This window comes from Mucilaginibacter sp. PPCGB 2223, from assembly GCF_001705515.1.
GTDB lineage: Bacteria > Bacteroidota > Bacteroidia > Sphingobacteriales > Sphingobacteriaceae > Mucilaginibacter.
Genome location: NZ_MDJS01000001.1, coordinates 472,035 through 488,661 on the forward strand (window position 1 = coordinate 472,035; position 16,627 = coordinate 488,661).

Below are 16,627 nucleotides of genomic sequence, written 5' to 3' on the forward strand. Positions count from 1 at the left end.
AGATATCATTAGTCGTAGCCGTTTATAAACCTGGTCAATATGCAATGATCAACGTAAGTGACTTTAATTTAACCGATTATCTATTTAATGTTTCAAAAAATTTCAACTGTCTGGCAGATGAAAACGGGAATATTATGGTTGCTAACCAGGCTTTTTGCGACGGGGTGAGCATCTCGAAATTCGAATCGACATCAAAAAACTTCCTCGATTTTGTGCACGCCGATGATAAACAGGGCGCTTTCAGCTGGATGAACAAGATAGTGGCTTTAAACGCACGCACAGATATAGAAATACGCTACCTGACAAATTCGGGCAAATCTGAGTGGATGGCCTGGTCGGCCATTAAGCTACCCGATCAGGATATGCTGTATTTTTCGGGTCGTAACATCAAAAACCTGAAAGCGCGGGAGGAGAAGCTCAATACTTTTTTGAACGATTATCAAAAGATATTCGATTCATCATTGGATGTGATTTGCAGCATGGATGCCGATGGTAACTACATCCGGCTTAACAATGCTGTGCAAAAAATGTGGGGGTACAAACCCGATGAACTTTTGGGTAATAATTACCTTAACTATATACATCCCGACGACCGTGCAATGAGCATGGCTGCCACCGAAAAGATCAAAGAAGGCGAATCGTTAACCAATTTTGAGAACCGTTTTATCCATAAAAGCGGCGAAGTGCGGTACATTGCATGGTCGGCCGTATGGTCCGAAAGCGATCAGATCATTTTTTCGGTTGCCCGCGATATAACCGAGTTAAAAAAGCAGCAGAACGCTGCGGTAATGCACGAACGCAGGTTGGAGTCGCTGGTGCAAAGCGGTTCAGACCTGATAGCCATTATATCAAAAGATGGTGTATATACCTACATAAGCCCTTCTGTCAAAACAACTTTAGGTAAGCAGCCTGAGGATTATATTGGTAAAACGCCCTACGATTTTGTACACCCGGATGACGTACATATCATCGATAAAGCTTTTGAGGATATCCTCACAAACCAAAAAATAGATGTATTGGGGCACCGTTATCAGGATGCCGGGGGCAACTGGCGCTGGTTGCAAACGGTAGCCACCAATTGTCTCGATGATCCGGCCATAAACGGCTACATCTGCAATACAACCGATATTACCCTGCTAAAGGAACGCGAGTTGCGCATCATCGAGCAGAATGAAAAACTTAAACAAATAGCGCAGATCAACTCACACGAGCTGCGTAAACCTGTTGCCAGCATTTTGGGTGTGATGCAACTGATGAACGAAGAATCGATTAAAGACGAATTGAACATCACTATCCTCGGGCATTTAAAAACACTAACTGAGGAGTTAGACGAGATCATCAAACGTATTATCCAAAATACACATGATGATGAGGCTAAAGGGTGATGTTATAGTTTATTCCGATTCTTCCTCACCCTTTTCGCCCAACTCAACAATATCGCCTGTCTTAAACAGGATGGCCCGCAGCGTTTTGCGCCACACCGGTTTCTGGCGCAGTAAAAATTCCAGATCCATGCCGAAGTGTTTAAACTCTTCGTGCTGAGCGTTCTGCATAATGGCTTTGGCTTGTTTGTTTTTTTCGACGGAAATGCGCTGCTCGTACCAGTTGATGGCTTCGGCTTCTTCGGTAAGAGATACGATCATGCGTGCAAAGGTGCGTGTTTCTTCGGATAGTTCGTTGGCGGGTTCGTGGTATTGATCAAATGACATGCTTGACGGTTTTTGAGTTTCAACAACAGATGCTTTACTTTTGTTCTTACGATGGCAAATAAACCCGAAGTATGGCAGCGCGGCCCTGTTGATGACGTACCTGCGCTTTTACAACCTGTTGCACATGCTTTGTTGCAGGCACACGAAGAAACCGAGCAATTGATGCGGGGTTTCCCCGACAGGTTGCTGTGGGAAAGCCCGGCCAATATGGCTTCGCCGGCATTTCACCTGGAACATATGCGCGGCGTGCTGGATCGTTTATTTACCTACGCCCGCGCCGAAACGCTGAATGATGAACAACTGAATTACCTGCGCTCGGAAGGAAAGCCCTACCTGGATGATGACATTACACAAAAAATGGTAGCCGCTTTTGGTAAACAGGTAAACGAAGCCATCGGGCAATTGAAACGCACTGATCCAAATACCCTGACCGACTTTCGCGGATTGGGTCGCGCGCAGATACCTACTACCGTGATCGGTTTGTTATTCCATGCCGCCGAGCACGTGATGCGCCATGCAGGGCAACTGCTGGTTACGGTGAAGGTGCTGTCAAACGGATAATTCGTACCCATTCAATAAATCCGAAATCGAACATCCGATATCCGAAATCAGACAAGATCCCGTTTATGCTCAGAAGTGGTGTGGAACTCTACATCCGGGAAATCGCGCTTGGCCAGGTTGATCATAAAATCGTTATCGGCCAAAAATACCGGGTTACCTTCCTTATCCATGGCAATATTGGCCGACCTGCGATACATGATCTCGTCCAGCTTCTTTTTATCGGCCGAGGTTATCCAGCTTGAACGCTTAAAGGTTAACAGCCGGAATGCCGCCTTAGCGCCGTATTCGTGCTCTAAACGAAACATGATCACCTCAAATTGCAGTTCGCCTACGGTACCGATGATCTTACGGTTTCCGGGTTGTTGAATGAACAACTGCGCAACGCCTTCTTCGGTCAATTGCTGAATGCCTTTTTCCAGTTGTTTTGATCGCAGCGGGTCGCGGTTCTCCAGTTCCTTAAATATCTCGGGCGAGAAACTCGGGATGCCCTTAAACTGCAATTGTTCGCCTTCGGTTAAGGTATCGCCAATTTTAAAATTGCCGCTGTCGTACAAACCAACCACATCGCCCGGCCAGGCTTCTTCAACCAAACTTTTCTCGTTGGCCATAAAATCCATCGGGTTGCTGAATTTCAGCTTCTTCTGCAAACGGGTATGGTAGTAAAATTTATTACGCTCAAACTTGCCCGAGCAGATACGCAAAAATGCGATACGGTCGCGGTGGTTAGGGTCGAGGTTGGCATGTATTTTAAATACAAAACCGGTAAAAGGCTTCTCGGTGGCCAAGACCTCGCGTGTTTCGGCTTCGCGGCTTTTGGGGCTTGGCGCGATATTGATGAATGTATCCAGCATTTCGCGGATACCGAAGTTATTGATGGCGCTGCCGAAAAACACCGGCGCCAGCAAGCCTTCCAGGTACATGTCTTTATCCAGTTCGCCGTAAACACCGCTTACCAGTTCCAGGTCATCTTTTAAGGTAGATAATTCCTTTGGCTTTAAATGCTGGCTGAGCTTTTCATCATCGAGATCGCTTACCTCGATCAGCGATTCGGTAATACGGGTTTTATCCGGGTCGAACAGGTTTAGCTGTTTATTGTAGATACTGTAAACACCTTTAAAGGTATAACCCTGGCCGATAGGCCACGAAAGCGGGCAAAGGCTGATGTTGAGTTCTTTTTCGATCTCATCCAGCAGGTCGAAAGTTTCCTTACCCTCACGGTCCATTTTGTTCACAAAAACGATAACCGGGGTATTGCGCATCCGGCAAACGCTCATCAGCTTCCGGGTTTGCTCTTCCACACCTTTCACGCTATCCACCACCAGGATAACACTGTCGACAGCCGACAGGGTACGATAGGTATCCTCGGCAAAATCCTTGTGGCCGGGGGTATCCAAAATGTTGATGCGTTTATCCTTATACTCAAAACCCATTACCGAGGTAGCTACCGAAATACCGCGCTGCTTCTCGATCTCCATAAAATCGGAAGTATTGCTTTGGTTGGCTTTGTTACGTTTTACGGCACCGGCTGTGTTGATGGCGCCGCCAAAAAGCAGGAACTTTTCGGTCAGGGTAGTTTTACCGGCATCGGGGTGACTGATAATGGCGAATGTTTTTCTTTTCTCTATCTCGGGGTTAACCATAAACGCTTGTAATGGGCTTGTATGCAGCCTGTTTTAATAAGGGTGCAAAGATACGATTTTATGAGATGATTACACAGATTTGGAAATGATTACACCGATTAAGATAATGATTATACCGATTTTGATTTATATTTGACATGTATGAAAAGCCTTGCAAAAGCCCTCATTATTATACTTTCCATTTGTAATAGTATCGGTATAAAGGCCCAACCTAAACCAGCCTTTAAAGTGGTGCCTTTAGGCGTGTACGGCGGTAGCGATGAGAGTAACCTGTCGGCCTATATGCTGGCACCTGCCGGCTCGGATGCGTATGTATGTTTAGATGCCGGTACGCTGCATGCAGGTATTGAAAGAGCGGTCGCCAATAGAGTTTTTGCTGTACCTGCGGATACCGTGCTGAAGCGTTATATCAAAGGCTATTTTATATCTCACCCGCATCTCGATCACCTGGCGGGGATGATCATCAATTCGCCGGATGATGCGCCGAAAAGCATTTACGCTTTGCCTTATACCATTGGCGTACTGCGCGATAACTACTTTACCTGGAAAAGCTGGGCCAACTTTGGCAGCGAAGGGGATAAGCCCGTTCTTAACAAATACCATTATGAACCGCTTGTTCCGGGACAAAAAACACCCGTAACAAATACCGGTATGACGGTTCAGGCTTTTGTACTGAGCCACGGCAACCCTTACGAAAGTACAGCTTTTCTGGTTGAGCATAATGGCAACTATATGCTTTACCTGGGCGATACAGGGAGCGATGAAGTAGAGAAATCGACCAAACTGCGCGAGCTTTGGGAATACGTAGCGCCGCTGATCAGAAACAAAAGTTTAAAAGGGATCATGATCGAGGTTTCCTTTCCGGATGAGCAGCCGCTAAAATCCTTGTTCGGGCACCTCACCCCGCATTTACTGATGCAGGAAATGACTGTTTTGGGAAAACTTGCAGGCCCCGGAGCTATGAAGAGCTTCCCGGTAGTAATAACCCACCTTAAACCGGCCGGTGGGCATATCTCAGCTATCAAAAAACAACTGGCTGTACAAAATGAACAAGCTTTAAAACTCATCTTCCCGCAGCAGGGCCATTTACTGCAATTTTAGCAGAATGTTACTATTAAAGACACACTTAAAAGTGATATCTTTAAGACATAACCAATGACGATTTTTTTCACGATGTGGAATTTCCCCGGTTTGCGCATCTTAAGAAATAAAACCGTATTAGAACCTTATATATGCATAACTGCCGTGTGTTAAAAAATGCAACTTTAGTAATAGCGCTGCTTTGCGCGGGTATCGCAGCCAGGGGCCAGGATTATTTGAGAATAAACTATCGTATCGATTCGCTGCTGCAACTGGGTTTACCAAAATCAGCAATGGAGCAGGTTGATAAACTTGACGAACTGGCCCGGGTCAACAAAAACGTTCCCCAGCAAATTAATGCGGCTATCTACCGGATGACGTTTCAAACCTATATCGAAGAGAACGCGCTCGTAGCTATCATAACCCGTTTAAAGCTCGATGTTGCAAAGGCCGGCTATCCCGTAAAACCGGTATTACAGTCGATACTGGCGTCGATGTATTATAATTATTATCAGCAAAACAGGTGGAAATTCGCCAGCCGCAGCCGGCTGGAAAAAGCCTCGGTAGATTTTCGTAACTGGGATCTGCAAACCATTATCAACGAAACGGGCGCTACCTACATGGCATCGCTGGCGGATACGCAGCGTGAGCAGGTTACCCCGATTGATGTATTGGATGGTGTTTTAAAAGGCGACCAGTCTACGCGTGTGCTCAGGCCTACCCTGTATGACTTTCTGCTGCACCGGGCGCTCGATTTTTTTCTTTCGGATGAACCTGCTTTAACCCGGCCCAAGCTGGCGTTTTCGGTAAACGATCCTGGTTTTTTCGGCGATAGCCAAACATTTGCCGGCTTACCGGTTGTTACCGCCGATACGGCCTCTACATTTTATCGCGGGATAAAATATCTGCAGCAGGCTACATTGTTCCATTTAAAAAAACATAACGCAGCCGCCCTGGGCGACCTTGATATCAGGCGGCTTGCCTTTTTATACAGCAAAGCAACTTTGTTAGGTAAGGACTCGCTCTACGTTAGAGCCTTGAGAAGCGTGGCGAAACAGTTCGCGGCTGATCCCATCAGCGCGGATGCCTGGGTAACTATAGGCAGATACTTTCAACAGAAAGACAGCCTGAAAACCTCGCTCGCTTATTTCAGAAAGGCCCATAGCGATTATCCGGAAAGTTTTGGCGGTAAAAACGCAGATGTGCTGATCAAACAGGTGGCGCAAAAAGCTCTTTCGGCAAATATTGAGAATATTAACATACCCAACAGTCCCATCCTGGCACTCATCAATTACCGCAATGTGCAGAAAATAAAATTCACGGTTTATAAATTGAGCGAAGCGCAGCAAAAGCAGTTCGACGATGAGGAACATGGTTACCTGGCCAGGTACCGGTCGCCCGAGTTAGCCAATTGGTTGCCGGGTTTTTTAAAAGATAAAACTATCGCATCTCAACAGTTTTTCCAGTTGCCCGATCCGCAGGATTATCGCCAGCACCGCAGCGAAATCAATGCAGGCTCGTTAAAGTCGGGCAATTACCTGGCGTTTATCGAAAATGCCGAAGAAACGGATAGTTTGCTGATGTGCTTTGTGAGTTTTAATGTGAGCGGGCTTTCGTTTGCGGCTCGCGACTGTCCCGATAATACTACCGAAGTAAGGGTGATGGACCGTGAGACGGGTGAGCCGCTAAAAGGGGTACGGATCGATATAAAAATGAATGGGGATAATTATTACAGTTACCAAACCAATGTTCATGGATCTGGTAAAACCGATAGCAAAGGCATGTTTAAAATTGAAGGTGCGACCAGCGGCAGGTTAAATTTTGACCTTAGCTTTAACGGCGACACCTTGTCGAACCAGTCGCGTTATGTTTACAGGAATAACGATAGTGATGATGACGACCCCAAGAATCGCACCATATTATTTACCGACAGACAGATATACCGCCCTGGCCAAATTATCTATTTTAAAGCACTGCAATTGCTGGCATACCGTAAGAAAACGCTGATAGATCCTGGGAAAGAGGTCACTGTCGACTTAAGAGATGTTAACGGTAAGGCGATTAATAGTTTAACCCTCAAAACAAACGAATATGGTACGGTGGCCGGCTCTTTTGCCCTACCGCAAAGCATGCTTACCGGCCAGGTTACCATTGAAACTGATGACGGAGAGATAGAAGTTAGGGTTGAAGAATATAAACGTCCTACTTTTGAGGTCGCCTTTTTACCTGTAAAGGAAAGTTACCGGCTTAACGATTCGGTTAAAGTTAAAGGCCAGGTAACCGCCTTTTCGGGATATGGCTTGTCGCAACCTGTTGTGGCATACCATATTACACGCAGGCAGCAGTGGACAAGCTACCGTTATGGCTACAATAACCCCGAAGTAGAAATAAAAACAGATACCATTAAGGCCGACGATAAAGGGCAATTTGAGATAAAATTTAAGGCTCTGCCGGCAGACTCGGCAGATCTTAAAGGCCTGGTCTATAATTATGCGATTAATGCCGATGTGACCGATGCCTCTGGCGAAACACATTCGGCCAATGCCAGTGTGAATGTCGGCAATAATAACATCTTAATAAACACTTATCTGCCCGCCGAAGTGCTGTCGAAAGATACGGGCAAGGTATTCGCGGGTATTAATAATTTGAACGGACAAGCTATAAAGGGCAGCCTGAACATCAGGGTGTATGCTTTGCAAAATCCCGAACAACTGTATAAAAACAGGCTTTGGCAAGCGCCCGACCAGCAATCGATGACAGAAGGTAACTTCAGGGCCGCTTTTCCTGATTATACTTACCGCAACGAAGATGACCAGCGAGCCTGGAAACGGCTGAAAAAGATCAGCGATACTACTTTCACAGTCGACAATGTCAGGAAGGCGTACTTTAACCTCAACGCGCTGCGTAAGCAAACATCGGCTGTTTACCTGGTAGCCATCAGTGCGCAAAACGAGAAAGGCGATACTGTTTCTGCAGACAGGTATGTTTCATTACTGGCCGATAAGCCCAGGGCATCTAAGCTGACACAGTGGGTAGTGCCGGTTTATACTATAGTTAAACCCGGTGGTTTTGCCGATTTTTTGGTGGGCAACAATCAGCATTGCCGCGTCCTGATGGAAAAATTTGAAGGGCCAAAGTTATTATTATCCAAATGGCTCGACATTGGCTCAGGCGGGCAGCAACATGTTAGGGTTCCGGTCAATATGCAGGATAGCGATATCAGCGTGCAGTTTTTGATGGTATACCACAACCGCATGTATCAAACCAGCGAGAAAATATACGTTCAGAAACCAGGTAAAGATCTTGATATTAAAATGCTTACATTCCATAACAAACTGCAGCCCGGGCAAAAAGATGAATGGAAGCTGCGCATAACCAATATGGCCGGAGAGAAACAGTCCGCCGAATTGGTAGCCGGTTTGTACGATGCATCGCTGGATGCACTGGCACCGGCTAAAAGCTGGCAGGATATTTTATACCAATATCAGTATCGTTATAGTAATAACCGTACAAATTGGCAAACCTACGATTTTGTCAGTCAACACAGTACTGCGCCCCTGTTATATAAATATTACCGCTACCAGACTTCAGCACGCATTTACGAATATCTCGACATGTATGGGTATAACTACTATGGAGACTACAATTATGCATACCGGGCATACCTCGATAAGCATACATCGAGTATCTCTACCCGGAAACTGGATGATGAGATGAATGCCCAGTACCTGCGTAATTCGGCCCTGATAAAAAATGGAGTGGATATAACCGGTAAGGTTACCGGCGCTGAAGATGGCGATCCGATCGCAGGTGTCGCCGTAAAGATCAAGGGTACCAATATTTTCGTGATTACCAACACCCTGGGCTATTTTAAAATAAAAGTACCGCTTAACGATGTGCTTGTTTTTAGTTTCATAGGATACATCACCAAAGAGGTAGCGGTAACAAAGAATGAAAGCCTTAGCGTTGTTTTAAAAGAAAGTTCGCAGGCGCTGAGTGAGGTAGCAGTAGTCGGCTACGGGTCTGTCGCAAAAAAAGATGTTACGGCGTCAGTATCTACGGTCTCTTCTGTCAGGATTAATGGTAAAGACTTTGCCGGGGCCAGTGCCAAAAATGCACTGGAGGGTAAACTTGCCGGTGTCGAGATCATTAACGGGACACCGGGTGATGCTGCGCAAATATTAATACGCGGTGCATCGTCGTTAGGGTCGGTAAACGCGCCTTTATACGTTATCGATGGTGTTATTGCAGATCATTTGGATATTGATGCGGGAGATATTTCGAGCATTAATATCTTAAAAGTGAGCGAAGCAACCGCGATATACGGTTCGCGCGGGTCAAATGGTGTGGTTGTTATTAATACAAAAAAAGGTGCGGCAGCGCTTGCTAATTCAAGCAAACCTATTGCTATCCGTAAAAATTTTAACGAAACAGCCTTTTTTTATCCGCAGTTACATACCGGCGAGAACGGCGAAATATTGCTCGACTTTACCATGCCCGAGGCGCTCACCAGTTGGAAGTTCAAAGCCTTTGCACACACTAAAGACCTGAAGAACGGCTATTACGAAACCCAGATAGTTACCCAGAAACAGCTAAGCATAACAGCTAACACTCCACGTTTTTTGCGTGAGGGAGACACCATTACTATTTCGGCAAGGATCGCCAATTTAACCACAACAGCTTTAAAAGGTAAGGTTAACCTGCAACTGTTTAACGGTGTTAACATGCAGCCCATTAGCCTGCTGCTTAACGCTACAGATGCGCATCAGGATTTTGACATCACGGCTTCGGCAACCAAAGCAGTATCATTCAGGATGGTTATCCCATCGGGGCTTGATGCGTTAACCTACAGGCTTACCGCCGACGCCGGGTTGTTTACCGATGGTGAGGAAAACACAGTACCCGTATTGCCAAACCGTATGCTGGTGACTGAGGCCATGCCGATGATGGTGAGACCGGGTGAGCACCGCGCTTACACCTTCGACAAATTATTGAACCAGCACAGCAGTACGCTAAAAAATAAAACACTTACCCTGGAATATACGCAAAACCCGGCATGGTACGCTGTGCAGGCATTGCCGTATATGATGGAGTTCCCTTACGAATGCTCCGAGCAGCTTTTCAGCCGTTATTATGCCAATAGTTTAGGTACCAGCTTGGTAAATAAATTACCGGTAATTAAGCGGGTGTTCGATCAGTGGAAAGCAACGAACAGCTCTGAATTGTTATCGAACCTGGAGAAAAACCAGGAGTTAAAGGCTACATTGCTTGAAGAAACGCCCTGGCTGCGTGATGCGCAAAGCGAAACCGAACAGAAAAAACGCATAGCCTTATTGTTCGATGTAAACAAGATGGGCTACGAGTTACAGCAAAACCTGGATAAACTGCAACAACGGCAGTTGAGCGACGGCGGGTTCCCGTGGTTTGGCGGCGACAGGGCGGACAGGTATATAACCGTTCATATCTTGGAAGGTATCGGGCAATTGTACCACCTGGCTGTTGCCGATGCTAAAAATACCCAATTAATGAATATCGCCGATAAGGCCATGCAGTATCTGAATAGCCGGCTTATAGCCGATGCCAACTGGGAGAAAGCACACCACGAGTATGATAGCAGACTGGTAAGTTCGACAGAAATATACAGCTACTACACCAAAAGCTATTTCCCAGCGGAGGCAGCCACTGCCGAAATGAAAGAGCTGCAGGCCAACTACCTGCAGCATGCCGAGCGCCAATGGCTGCATTTGGGGGTTTACGAACAAGGCCTGATTGCCTTGACCATGCTGCGCGATGGCAAGCCCGAAGTAGCGAAGGCGATTATACATTCGCTTACCGAAAACGCCCAGCAAAGCGACGAGTTAGGTATGTATTGGGCCAAAAACCGTTTGGGTTGGTTTTGGTACGAATCGCCGATCGAAACACAGAGCATGCTGATAGAATTGTTTACCGAGGCCGGTAACCAGGATAAAGCCGTGGCCGAAATGAAGATATGGCTCCTGCGCAATAAGCAAACCAATAGCTGGAAAACCACTAAGGCCACTGCCGCCGCTGTTTATGCTTTGCTGTTAAAGAGTGAGGATTGGCTTGCCGAACAAACTCCGGCCGAAATTAAACTTGGGGGCGCTAACCTGCAGAGTTTAAAACCCGATATTAAAACCGACGCCGGCACCGGTTATATTAAAACCGCCTGGGCCGACGAGCAGATCACCCGCGATATGGCTAAAGTGGAGATCAAAAACAATAGTAAACTCATAAATTGGGGTGCAGTTTATTGGCAATATCTCGAAAACCTGGATAAGATCACCCCGTCGACAACGGATATTGCACTTGAGCGTAGGTATTTTGTTGTAAAACACACCGATGCGGGCGAGATATTAACCGCTATAGACGCTACCCACCAGCCTAAAGTTGGCGATCTGCTGAAAGTAGTTGTGTATCTGAAAGCCGGACGCGATTACGAGTATGTGCAGTTAAAAGACATGCGCCCATCGGGTACCGAACCAATCGATGTTTTGTCCGGTTATAAATATCAGGATGGGTTATGGTATTATCAGGTAACCAAAGATGCGGCCACCAATTTCTTTATCGACAGGCTGAATAAAGGTAATTATGTTTTTGAATACCGTTTGCGTGTAGCGCAGCCGGGTAATTTTTCAACCGGTATAACTTCGGTACAAAGCATGTATGCACCCGAGTTTAATGCGCACTCGGAAGGGGCGAGGATGCTCGTGAGGTAGTTGGCCATTCTAAATCTCCTCCTGAAAAGGGAGACTTATTTTGGATTTTCAAAGTCCCTCTCTGCCGGAGAGTGGTTCAGGGAGAGATTCTTATCCATTTTCCTTCTTTCGCGCTTTTAAATATTGCATCGATCACCCGCATATTATCAAGAGCATCTGTAAGCGGGGCAGGCACAGGAGTATCGTGTAATATAGCTTTTGAGAAAGCTTCGCCCTGTAAGGTATACTGATTTACTTTTTCGATCTTTATTTCTTTAATCTCCCTGTTAGTTTGCAGCCATAGCCGCGCTTTTTTACCGGGTATGGCATTTACCGGTATTTCGATCTCCAGTTTGCCTTTGGTGCCAAAGATATGTACGCGTTGATAAGGTTCAAGCTGCGTTGAACAGGTGAATGTAGCCGATTTACCTCCCCCAAAATCAAGTATGCCCGAGGTTAGCGTATCTGTTTTTAAAACAGCATCAAAATATGCTGTGGCAACTACTTTTTCGGGCTCTGAACCATAAATAAAGCGTGGGAACGAGATACAGTAACAACCGATATCCATCAAAGCGCCGCCACCGGTTTCTGGTTTATTGCGGATGTTGTTGGCATCGGCATTAAAATAGCTAAAAAATGCATGAATGGTTTTTACTTCGCCTAAAAGGCCTTGCTCAACAATTGCTTTTGCTTTTTGCCATTGCGGATGGAAGCGGTACATAAACGCCTCCATTACTTTAAGTTTGGGATATTGTTGAGCGGCCTCAATCAATTTTTGTGCATCGGACGCATCCATACCTATGGGTTTTTCGCAAAGTACATGTTTCCCTGATTGCAGCGCTTTAATGGCATAAGGCACATGTAGCTGATTAGGCAAAGGGTTATATACGGCGTCGATATCCGGATCGGCCAGCAGTGCCTCATAGCTGTCGTAAGCTTTGGCAATTTTTAGCCCGTCAGCTGCTTGTTTAGCTTTGCTTGCGTCGCGCGAGGCAATAGCAGCTACTTCGATGAGCCTGCTTTTTTGCATGGCGGGTATAACCTGCTTCAGCCCGATCTTAGCTGTGCTCAATATTCCCCAGCGTACTTTTTTCATAGTGATGTGGTTTTAGCCAAAAGTAGTGTTTTGGTCTCAGACGGATAAAATATAAGCACACACTTGTAAAACAAAACACCATTCCGCAACTGTGACGAAATGGCCCTAAAAATGAACAAACTTAAAAACTATTCGTGACTGACCGCAAGAACAGTACCTTTCATCATATTCCTGGTACTTTCCACCAAACGGATAAACATAGTATATCTTTGCGCACTTACAAATCAATCGACGCAAAGCCTGATATGAAAATATCAGGCTTTCAGTACATTCCATCAAATATTCTTAAGATGAAGAATAAAAAAACGTTCGAATTCCCGGCGGTGCTGGCTGTACTATTGGCTATAGCCAGCTTTCAGGGAGGCGCGGCCATAGCAAAAGGTATATTTCCTGTACTGGGCGCTGTTGCAACTTCTTCGCTAAGGATAGTTTTGTCTGCCGTTATCCTGGTTGTTTTTAACCGTCCCAACCTAAGGAGCCTCACCGCAGAGCAATGGGGGCTCGTGGCCCTGTATGGCTTGACCTTAGGCGCAATGAACATTATTTTTTATATGGCAATTGCCCGTATACCCCTTGGTTTGGGTGTCGCGCTCGAATTTATTGGCCCCCTCACGCTTGCGCTGACTACCTCTAAACGCCTTGCCGATTTGTTATGGGTGCTGCTGGCGGCTGCGGGGATAGCGTTGATTGCACCCTGGAGCAATAATGGCTTAAATATTATTGGGGTGCTTTTTGCCTTGCTTGCCGGTGCATTTTGGGCAGCGTATATTTTACTGGGTGGGCGCATATCTCAAATAATGGACGGTGGCAAAGCTGTTGCCACCGGGATGATTTTTGCATCGGTACTGGTGTTGCCAATAGCTATCAAGGATGGACTGCTGATCCATTTCAGGCCCGCAATGCTGTTGCCGGGCCTTGCACTGGCCCTGCTTTCGAGCGCTATCCCGTTTACACTCGAAATGCACGCGCTGCGAAAAATCCCTGCAAAAACATTTAGTATTTTAATGAGCCTTGAACCCGCGGTGGCGGCATTCTCCGGCTTGCTTTTCCTGCACGAATACCTTTCTTTCCGCGAATGGCTTGCGGTAGCATTGGTTATTATGGCAAGCGCCGGAGTTACCTTAACTGGAAAGAAAAACGCCCAGGCTGAGGACGAACTGACTTTAAAAGATATTTAAATGTGAAATGAGCGATAACCCTTATTGTTACGGTTACGAGGATGCCTTATTTCCTTGCTTCGCAAATAAAGAAACCAAAGTGGCTATTGCGGCCAACAACGATAACACCGCAGGGAGCGGAAAGAAACAGGTCAGTTCGACCACACCCAAAAACAACAGGAGAATGCTTGTGATCCAACGGATCTGCCTCGACAAAGTGCTAATGGTTTCGTTAGATAAAAGCCATAGCAGCACAGTGATCATTAATAATACACCTATCATGCTATAACCATAACCTGCATAAAAATCACCTATACTGACTGATTTTCCACCAAAGTCAAAACGGTTACCGAGCATGCCATCAATAACCACCTTGATTGCAGCATTAGGCGCGTTTTTCCAACTCAGGGCGCCAAGTGTATGGCCTAACGTATGCAACATTACCATAATGCTGGCTGTACGAAGTAAGATCTTTGCTTTCATGCAGTTATGATCAGGTCTGGTTTATCAAAACTAAGATTTTCGGCACCATATACAAAAGCCTCTTTACATTTTAGTAAAGAGGCTTTTGCTGTTTGATGTTGAAGGCATTTATTTCCCGGCTTCGTGGCCGATATTTTTATCGGCCCATTTGATGAACCATTTCATATTGGCCTGATCCTGGTGACCCTGGTCGTGTTGGCGCCAGGCCAGCTGGCCATCTAACATCGGGGTATTTACCGGCGGCATTTTTTCGGTATGATACTCGTTTGATACGCCGAGATCTTTTACACCTAATAATTTAAATACCGGTCCCGCGGCTACAGTGGCCATGTAACTGCCCTGATGATCGAGCCATTTGGCATCGCCCTTTTCGGGGATACCGTAGCTGACGAACACGAGGCGTGGGGCGCATAAGGCGATCAGTTCGTGTGCATCGACAGGCAGGTCGCCGGCAGTTTTAGTACCGAATCCAGCTTCCGATGCGCCGTATTTGATGAAATTGCCAGCCATCCAGTGGTATTCGCCGCCGGTAAGGTTTTCGAGCGCTTCGCCCCAGTTGCGCCGGCTTAATTTTGCGCCGCCCTCGCCCGATGAACCGATCAGCCCCATGGCAAAACGCGGTTCAAAGGCCAATGTTAATAACGCAGCTTTGCCATAGCGCGAAACCCCTTCGATGCCAACATGTTTAACATCTACCGTGGGCTCGCTGGTTTCCAGGTAATCGAGTGCGCGTGCTGCGCCCCAGGCCCAGGCACGCAGTGCGCCCCAGTCGTCGGGCTTGCGGGGCTGGCCCTTATTTACCAACCCAATGATACCCCGGGTTAGGCCGGCGCCGTTATCAGCTTGTATGCTGCCCGGGTTGATCATGGCATAGCCCCAGCCGTCGGCAATAAGCTGCTCGTTTGATGGCGGATCGTTATTTACACCGTTTACGCCCGGCTGATCCATCGGGCCCGGTGTAACCGGGCGGGGCGGTGCGCCAAAAAAACCAAATCCGGTATTGGTTGATGTAAGCGGCTGGTAAGCCGGGTGCTGATCGAAAACCGCTTTTACTGCCGGATCCTGCGATAATAATTTCTTTAAGGCGTTATTCAATATCTCCAGTTCGGCCGGGTTGGGCTGACTGGCAGCCGGCACACGTGCCGGGCCGAACATCATTAAAAGCGGTACCGGCTTTTTGGCGTTGGCAGGCAATACCAATGTCATCTCGATATCAACGCTGATGAGCGGGTACGACGAATTGTCGACATGCCCAACCAGCTGTTTGGCTATCACGGGCGTACGGCCAACAAACTCCCGGTCGGTAAATTTTACTTCCCAGCTTACTTTAGGCGTGTTTTTTGGTACACGGCCATACATTTCGCGTTCCATATCTTCGGCAATCTCGGGCCGGCGTTCGTTCCACCATACCGCAGCAGATGTTACTTTTTTACCATTTTTTAATGTAAGCGCGTCGGGCAGGTTGGGGTAGGGATTAGCGAGGGCTTCATCGTAGTTGGCGTGATTCGCGTCGGCATCATTGCCGCTGGCACCGGGGCGCAGTTTTTTAATACCCAATTGGTCCATCATATTTTGATGATCCTGCTCATTGGTAAAAGTTACCGGCGGAGGATAGGTGGCTGCTGCAGGAGACTGCGCGGCAACCCTCAATACCGCGACAATAAAAGTCAGTGTAATAGTTCTTTTCATGGTTTATTGACGGCGATTGGTTAGGTATGATAAAGATAGCAAGTAAACACAATCGATTGCAATAAATCAATAATAAATTTTAACAGTCAGAAACGATTAAGCTTGTAATTTGAAAAATTAAGGATGCAGCAATGCATTTTCGATTAGAAATCGGTTGCAAAAATGGCTGTTTAAATAGCGTTACCCTTTAGTCACGGCACGCATAGGGTAGTATTCGTAAGTATTGATCTTTGAGGCAGGATCATCGGCCATTAATTGTTTGGCCTGCTCTTCACTGTCGACAGCTACGATACCCAGTCCGTAAGCGCCGGCCGGATCGGCCACAGGGCCGAAAACGATCATGGTACCATCTTCCAGATATGGCTTCCAGTAAGCAATATGCTCCATCATAACGGCACGTTCGGCATCGGTCATGTCCTGCGCGAAGCTTGGGCGGCAGGGTACCAGTTTAAGCATGTAATGTGGCATGGCAAATTAATTATTGCTAAATATATCA

At 46.7% G+C, this 16,627-nt stretch carries 11 protein-coding genes; 5 read left to right on the forward strand and 6 right to left on the reverse strand.

Features of this window, described 5'->3' with window-relative positions; genetic code table 11:
- The first annotated feature begins 44 nt into the window (after positions 1 to 44).
- The gene (locus BEL04_RS01830; RefSeq protein ID WP_065999570.1) at positions 45 to 1,385 is read left to right on the forward strand and encodes a PAS domain S-box protein; all 1,341 of its coding nucleotides are present in this window, start codon (positions 45 to 47) and stop codon (positions 1,383 to 1,385) included.
- Positions 1,386 to 1,394: 9 nt separating this feature from the next.
- Here BEL04_RS01830 and BEL04_RS01835 read toward each other — a convergent pair whose 3' ends face one another.
- The gene (locus tag BEL04_RS01835; protein ID WP_065999572.1) at positions 1,395 to 1,709 is read right to left on the reverse strand and encodes a hypothetical protein; all 315 of its coding nucleotides are present in this window, start codon (positions 1,707 to 1,709) and stop codon (positions 1,395 to 1,397) included.
- Positions 1,710 to 1,760: 51 nt separating this feature from the next.
- Between BEL04_RS01835 and BEL04_RS01840 the strand changes: the two genes are divergently transcribed.
- Positions 1,761 to 2,270 carry a DinB family protein gene (locus BEL04_RS01840; RefSeq protein ID WP_065999575.1) on the forward strand — a complete coding sequence of 170 codons (510 nt, stop codon included), beginning with the start codon at positions 1,761 to 1,763 and terminating at the stop codon, positions 2,268 to 2,270.
- A 47-nt stretch (positions 2,271 to 2,317) separates the two neighbouring features.
- Here BEL04_RS01840 and BEL04_RS01845 read toward each other — a convergent pair whose 3' ends face one another.
- Positions 2,318 to 3,910 (reverse strand): peptide chain release factor 3, encoded by a 1,593-nt coding sequence (locus tag BEL04_RS01845; RefSeq protein ID WP_065999577.1) that lies wholly within the window; start codon positions 3,908 to 3,910, stop codon positions 2,318 to 2,320.
- Positions 3,911 to 4,051: 141 nt separating this feature from the next.
- Here BEL04_RS01845 and BEL04_RS01850 point away from each other — a divergent pair, with 141 nt between their 5' ends.
- Positions 4,052 to 5,011 (forward strand): MBL fold metallo-hydrolase, encoded by a 960-nt coding sequence (locus tag BEL04_RS01850; protein WP_065999579.1) that lies wholly within the window; start codon positions 4,052 to 4,054, stop codon positions 5,009 to 5,011.
- A 131-nt stretch (positions 5,012 to 5,142) separates the two neighbouring features.
- Positions 5,143 to 11,727 (forward strand): alpha-2-macroglobulin family protein, encoded by a 6,585-nt coding sequence (locus tag BEL04_RS01855; protein ID WP_065999581.1) that lies wholly within the window; start codon positions 5,143 to 5,145, stop codon positions 11,725 to 11,727.
- A gap of 76 nt (positions 11,728 to 11,803) precedes the next feature.
- Here BEL04_RS01855 and BEL04_RS01860 read toward each other — a convergent pair whose 3' ends face one another.
- Complete coding sequence (locus BEL04_RS01860; protein WP_065999584.1) at positions 11,804 to 12,802, reverse strand: Gfo/Idh/MocA family protein; 999 nt, start codon at positions 12,800 to 12,802, stop codon at positions 11,804 to 11,806.
- Between the two features lie 290 nt (positions 12,803 to 13,092).
- On the opposite strand from BEL04_RS01860, the gene BEL04_RS01865 reads away from it, so the two are divergent.
- On the forward strand, positions 13,093 to 13,980 hold the full coding sequence (locus BEL04_RS01865) for a DMT family transporter (protein WP_066003344.1): 888 nt from the start codon (positions 13,093 to 13,095) through the stop codon (positions 13,978 to 13,980).
- 33 nt (positions 13,981 to 14,013) lie between these two features.
- Here BEL04_RS01865 and BEL04_RS01870 read toward each other — a convergent pair whose 3' ends face one another.
- From BEL04_RS01870 to BEL04_RS01880, 3 genes are all read right to left on the reverse strand, one after another.
- A complete protein-coding gene (locus BEL04_RS01870; RefSeq protein WP_065999586.1) occupies positions 14,014 to 14,442 on the reverse strand; it encodes a hypothetical protein in 429 nt (142 codons plus the stop codon).
- Between the two features lie 108 nt (positions 14,443 to 14,550).
- On the reverse strand, positions 14,551 to 16,131 hold the full coding sequence (locus BEL04_RS01875) for an acetylxylan esterase (protein ID WP_065999589.1): 1,581 nt from the start codon (positions 16,129 to 16,131) through the stop codon (positions 14,551 to 14,553).
- A 180-nt stretch (positions 16,132 to 16,311) separates the two neighbouring features.
- Complete coding sequence (locus BEL04_RS01880) at positions 16,312 to 16,599, reverse strand: YciI family protein (RefSeq protein ID WP_065999592.1); 288 nt, start codon at positions 16,597 to 16,599, stop codon at positions 16,312 to 16,314.
- Positions 16,600 to 16,627 lie beyond the last annotated feature (28 nt).

Coding starts and splice junctions, on each gene's coding strand:
- BEL04_RS01830 (WP_065999570.1), top strand. CDS start 45: ATGATCAACGTAAGTGACTTTAATTTAACCGATTATCTATTTAATGTT.
- BEL04_RS01835 (WP_065999572.1), bottom strand. CDS start 1,709: ATGTCATTTGATCAATACCACGAACCCGCCAACGAACTATCCGAAGAA.
- BEL04_RS01840 (WP_065999575.1), top strand. CDS start 1,761: ATGGCAAATAAACCCGAAGTATGGCAGCGCGGCCCTGTTGATGACGTA.
- BEL04_RS01845 (WP_065999577.1), bottom strand. CDS start 3,910: ATGGTTAACCCCGAGATAGAGAAAAGAAAAACATTCGCCATTATCAGT.
- BEL04_RS01850 (WP_065999579.1), top strand. CDS start 4,052: ATGAAAAGCCTTGCAAAAGCCCTCATTATTATACTTTCCATTTGTAAT.
- BEL04_RS01855 (WP_065999581.1), top strand. CDS start 5,143: ATGCATAACTGCCGTGTGTTAAAAAATGCAACTTTAGTAATAGCGCTG.
- BEL04_RS01860 (WP_065999584.1), bottom strand. CDS start 12,802: ATGAAAAAAGTACGCTGGGGAATATTGAGCACAGCTAAGATCGGGCTG.
- BEL04_RS01865 (WP_066003344.1), top strand. CDS start 13,093: ATGAAGAATAAAAAAACGTTCGAATTCCCGGCGGTGCTGGCTGTACTA.
- BEL04_RS01870 (WP_065999586.1), bottom strand. CDS start 14,442: ATGAAAGCAAAGATCTTACTTCGTACAGCCAGCATTATGGTAATGTTG.
- BEL04_RS01875 (WP_065999589.1), bottom strand. CDS start 16,131: ATGAAAAGAACTATTACACTGACTTTTATTGTCGCGGTATTGAGGGTT.
- BEL04_RS01880 (WP_065999592.1), bottom strand. CDS start 16,599: ATGCCACATTACATGCTTAAACTGGTACCCTGCCGCCCAAGCTTCGCG.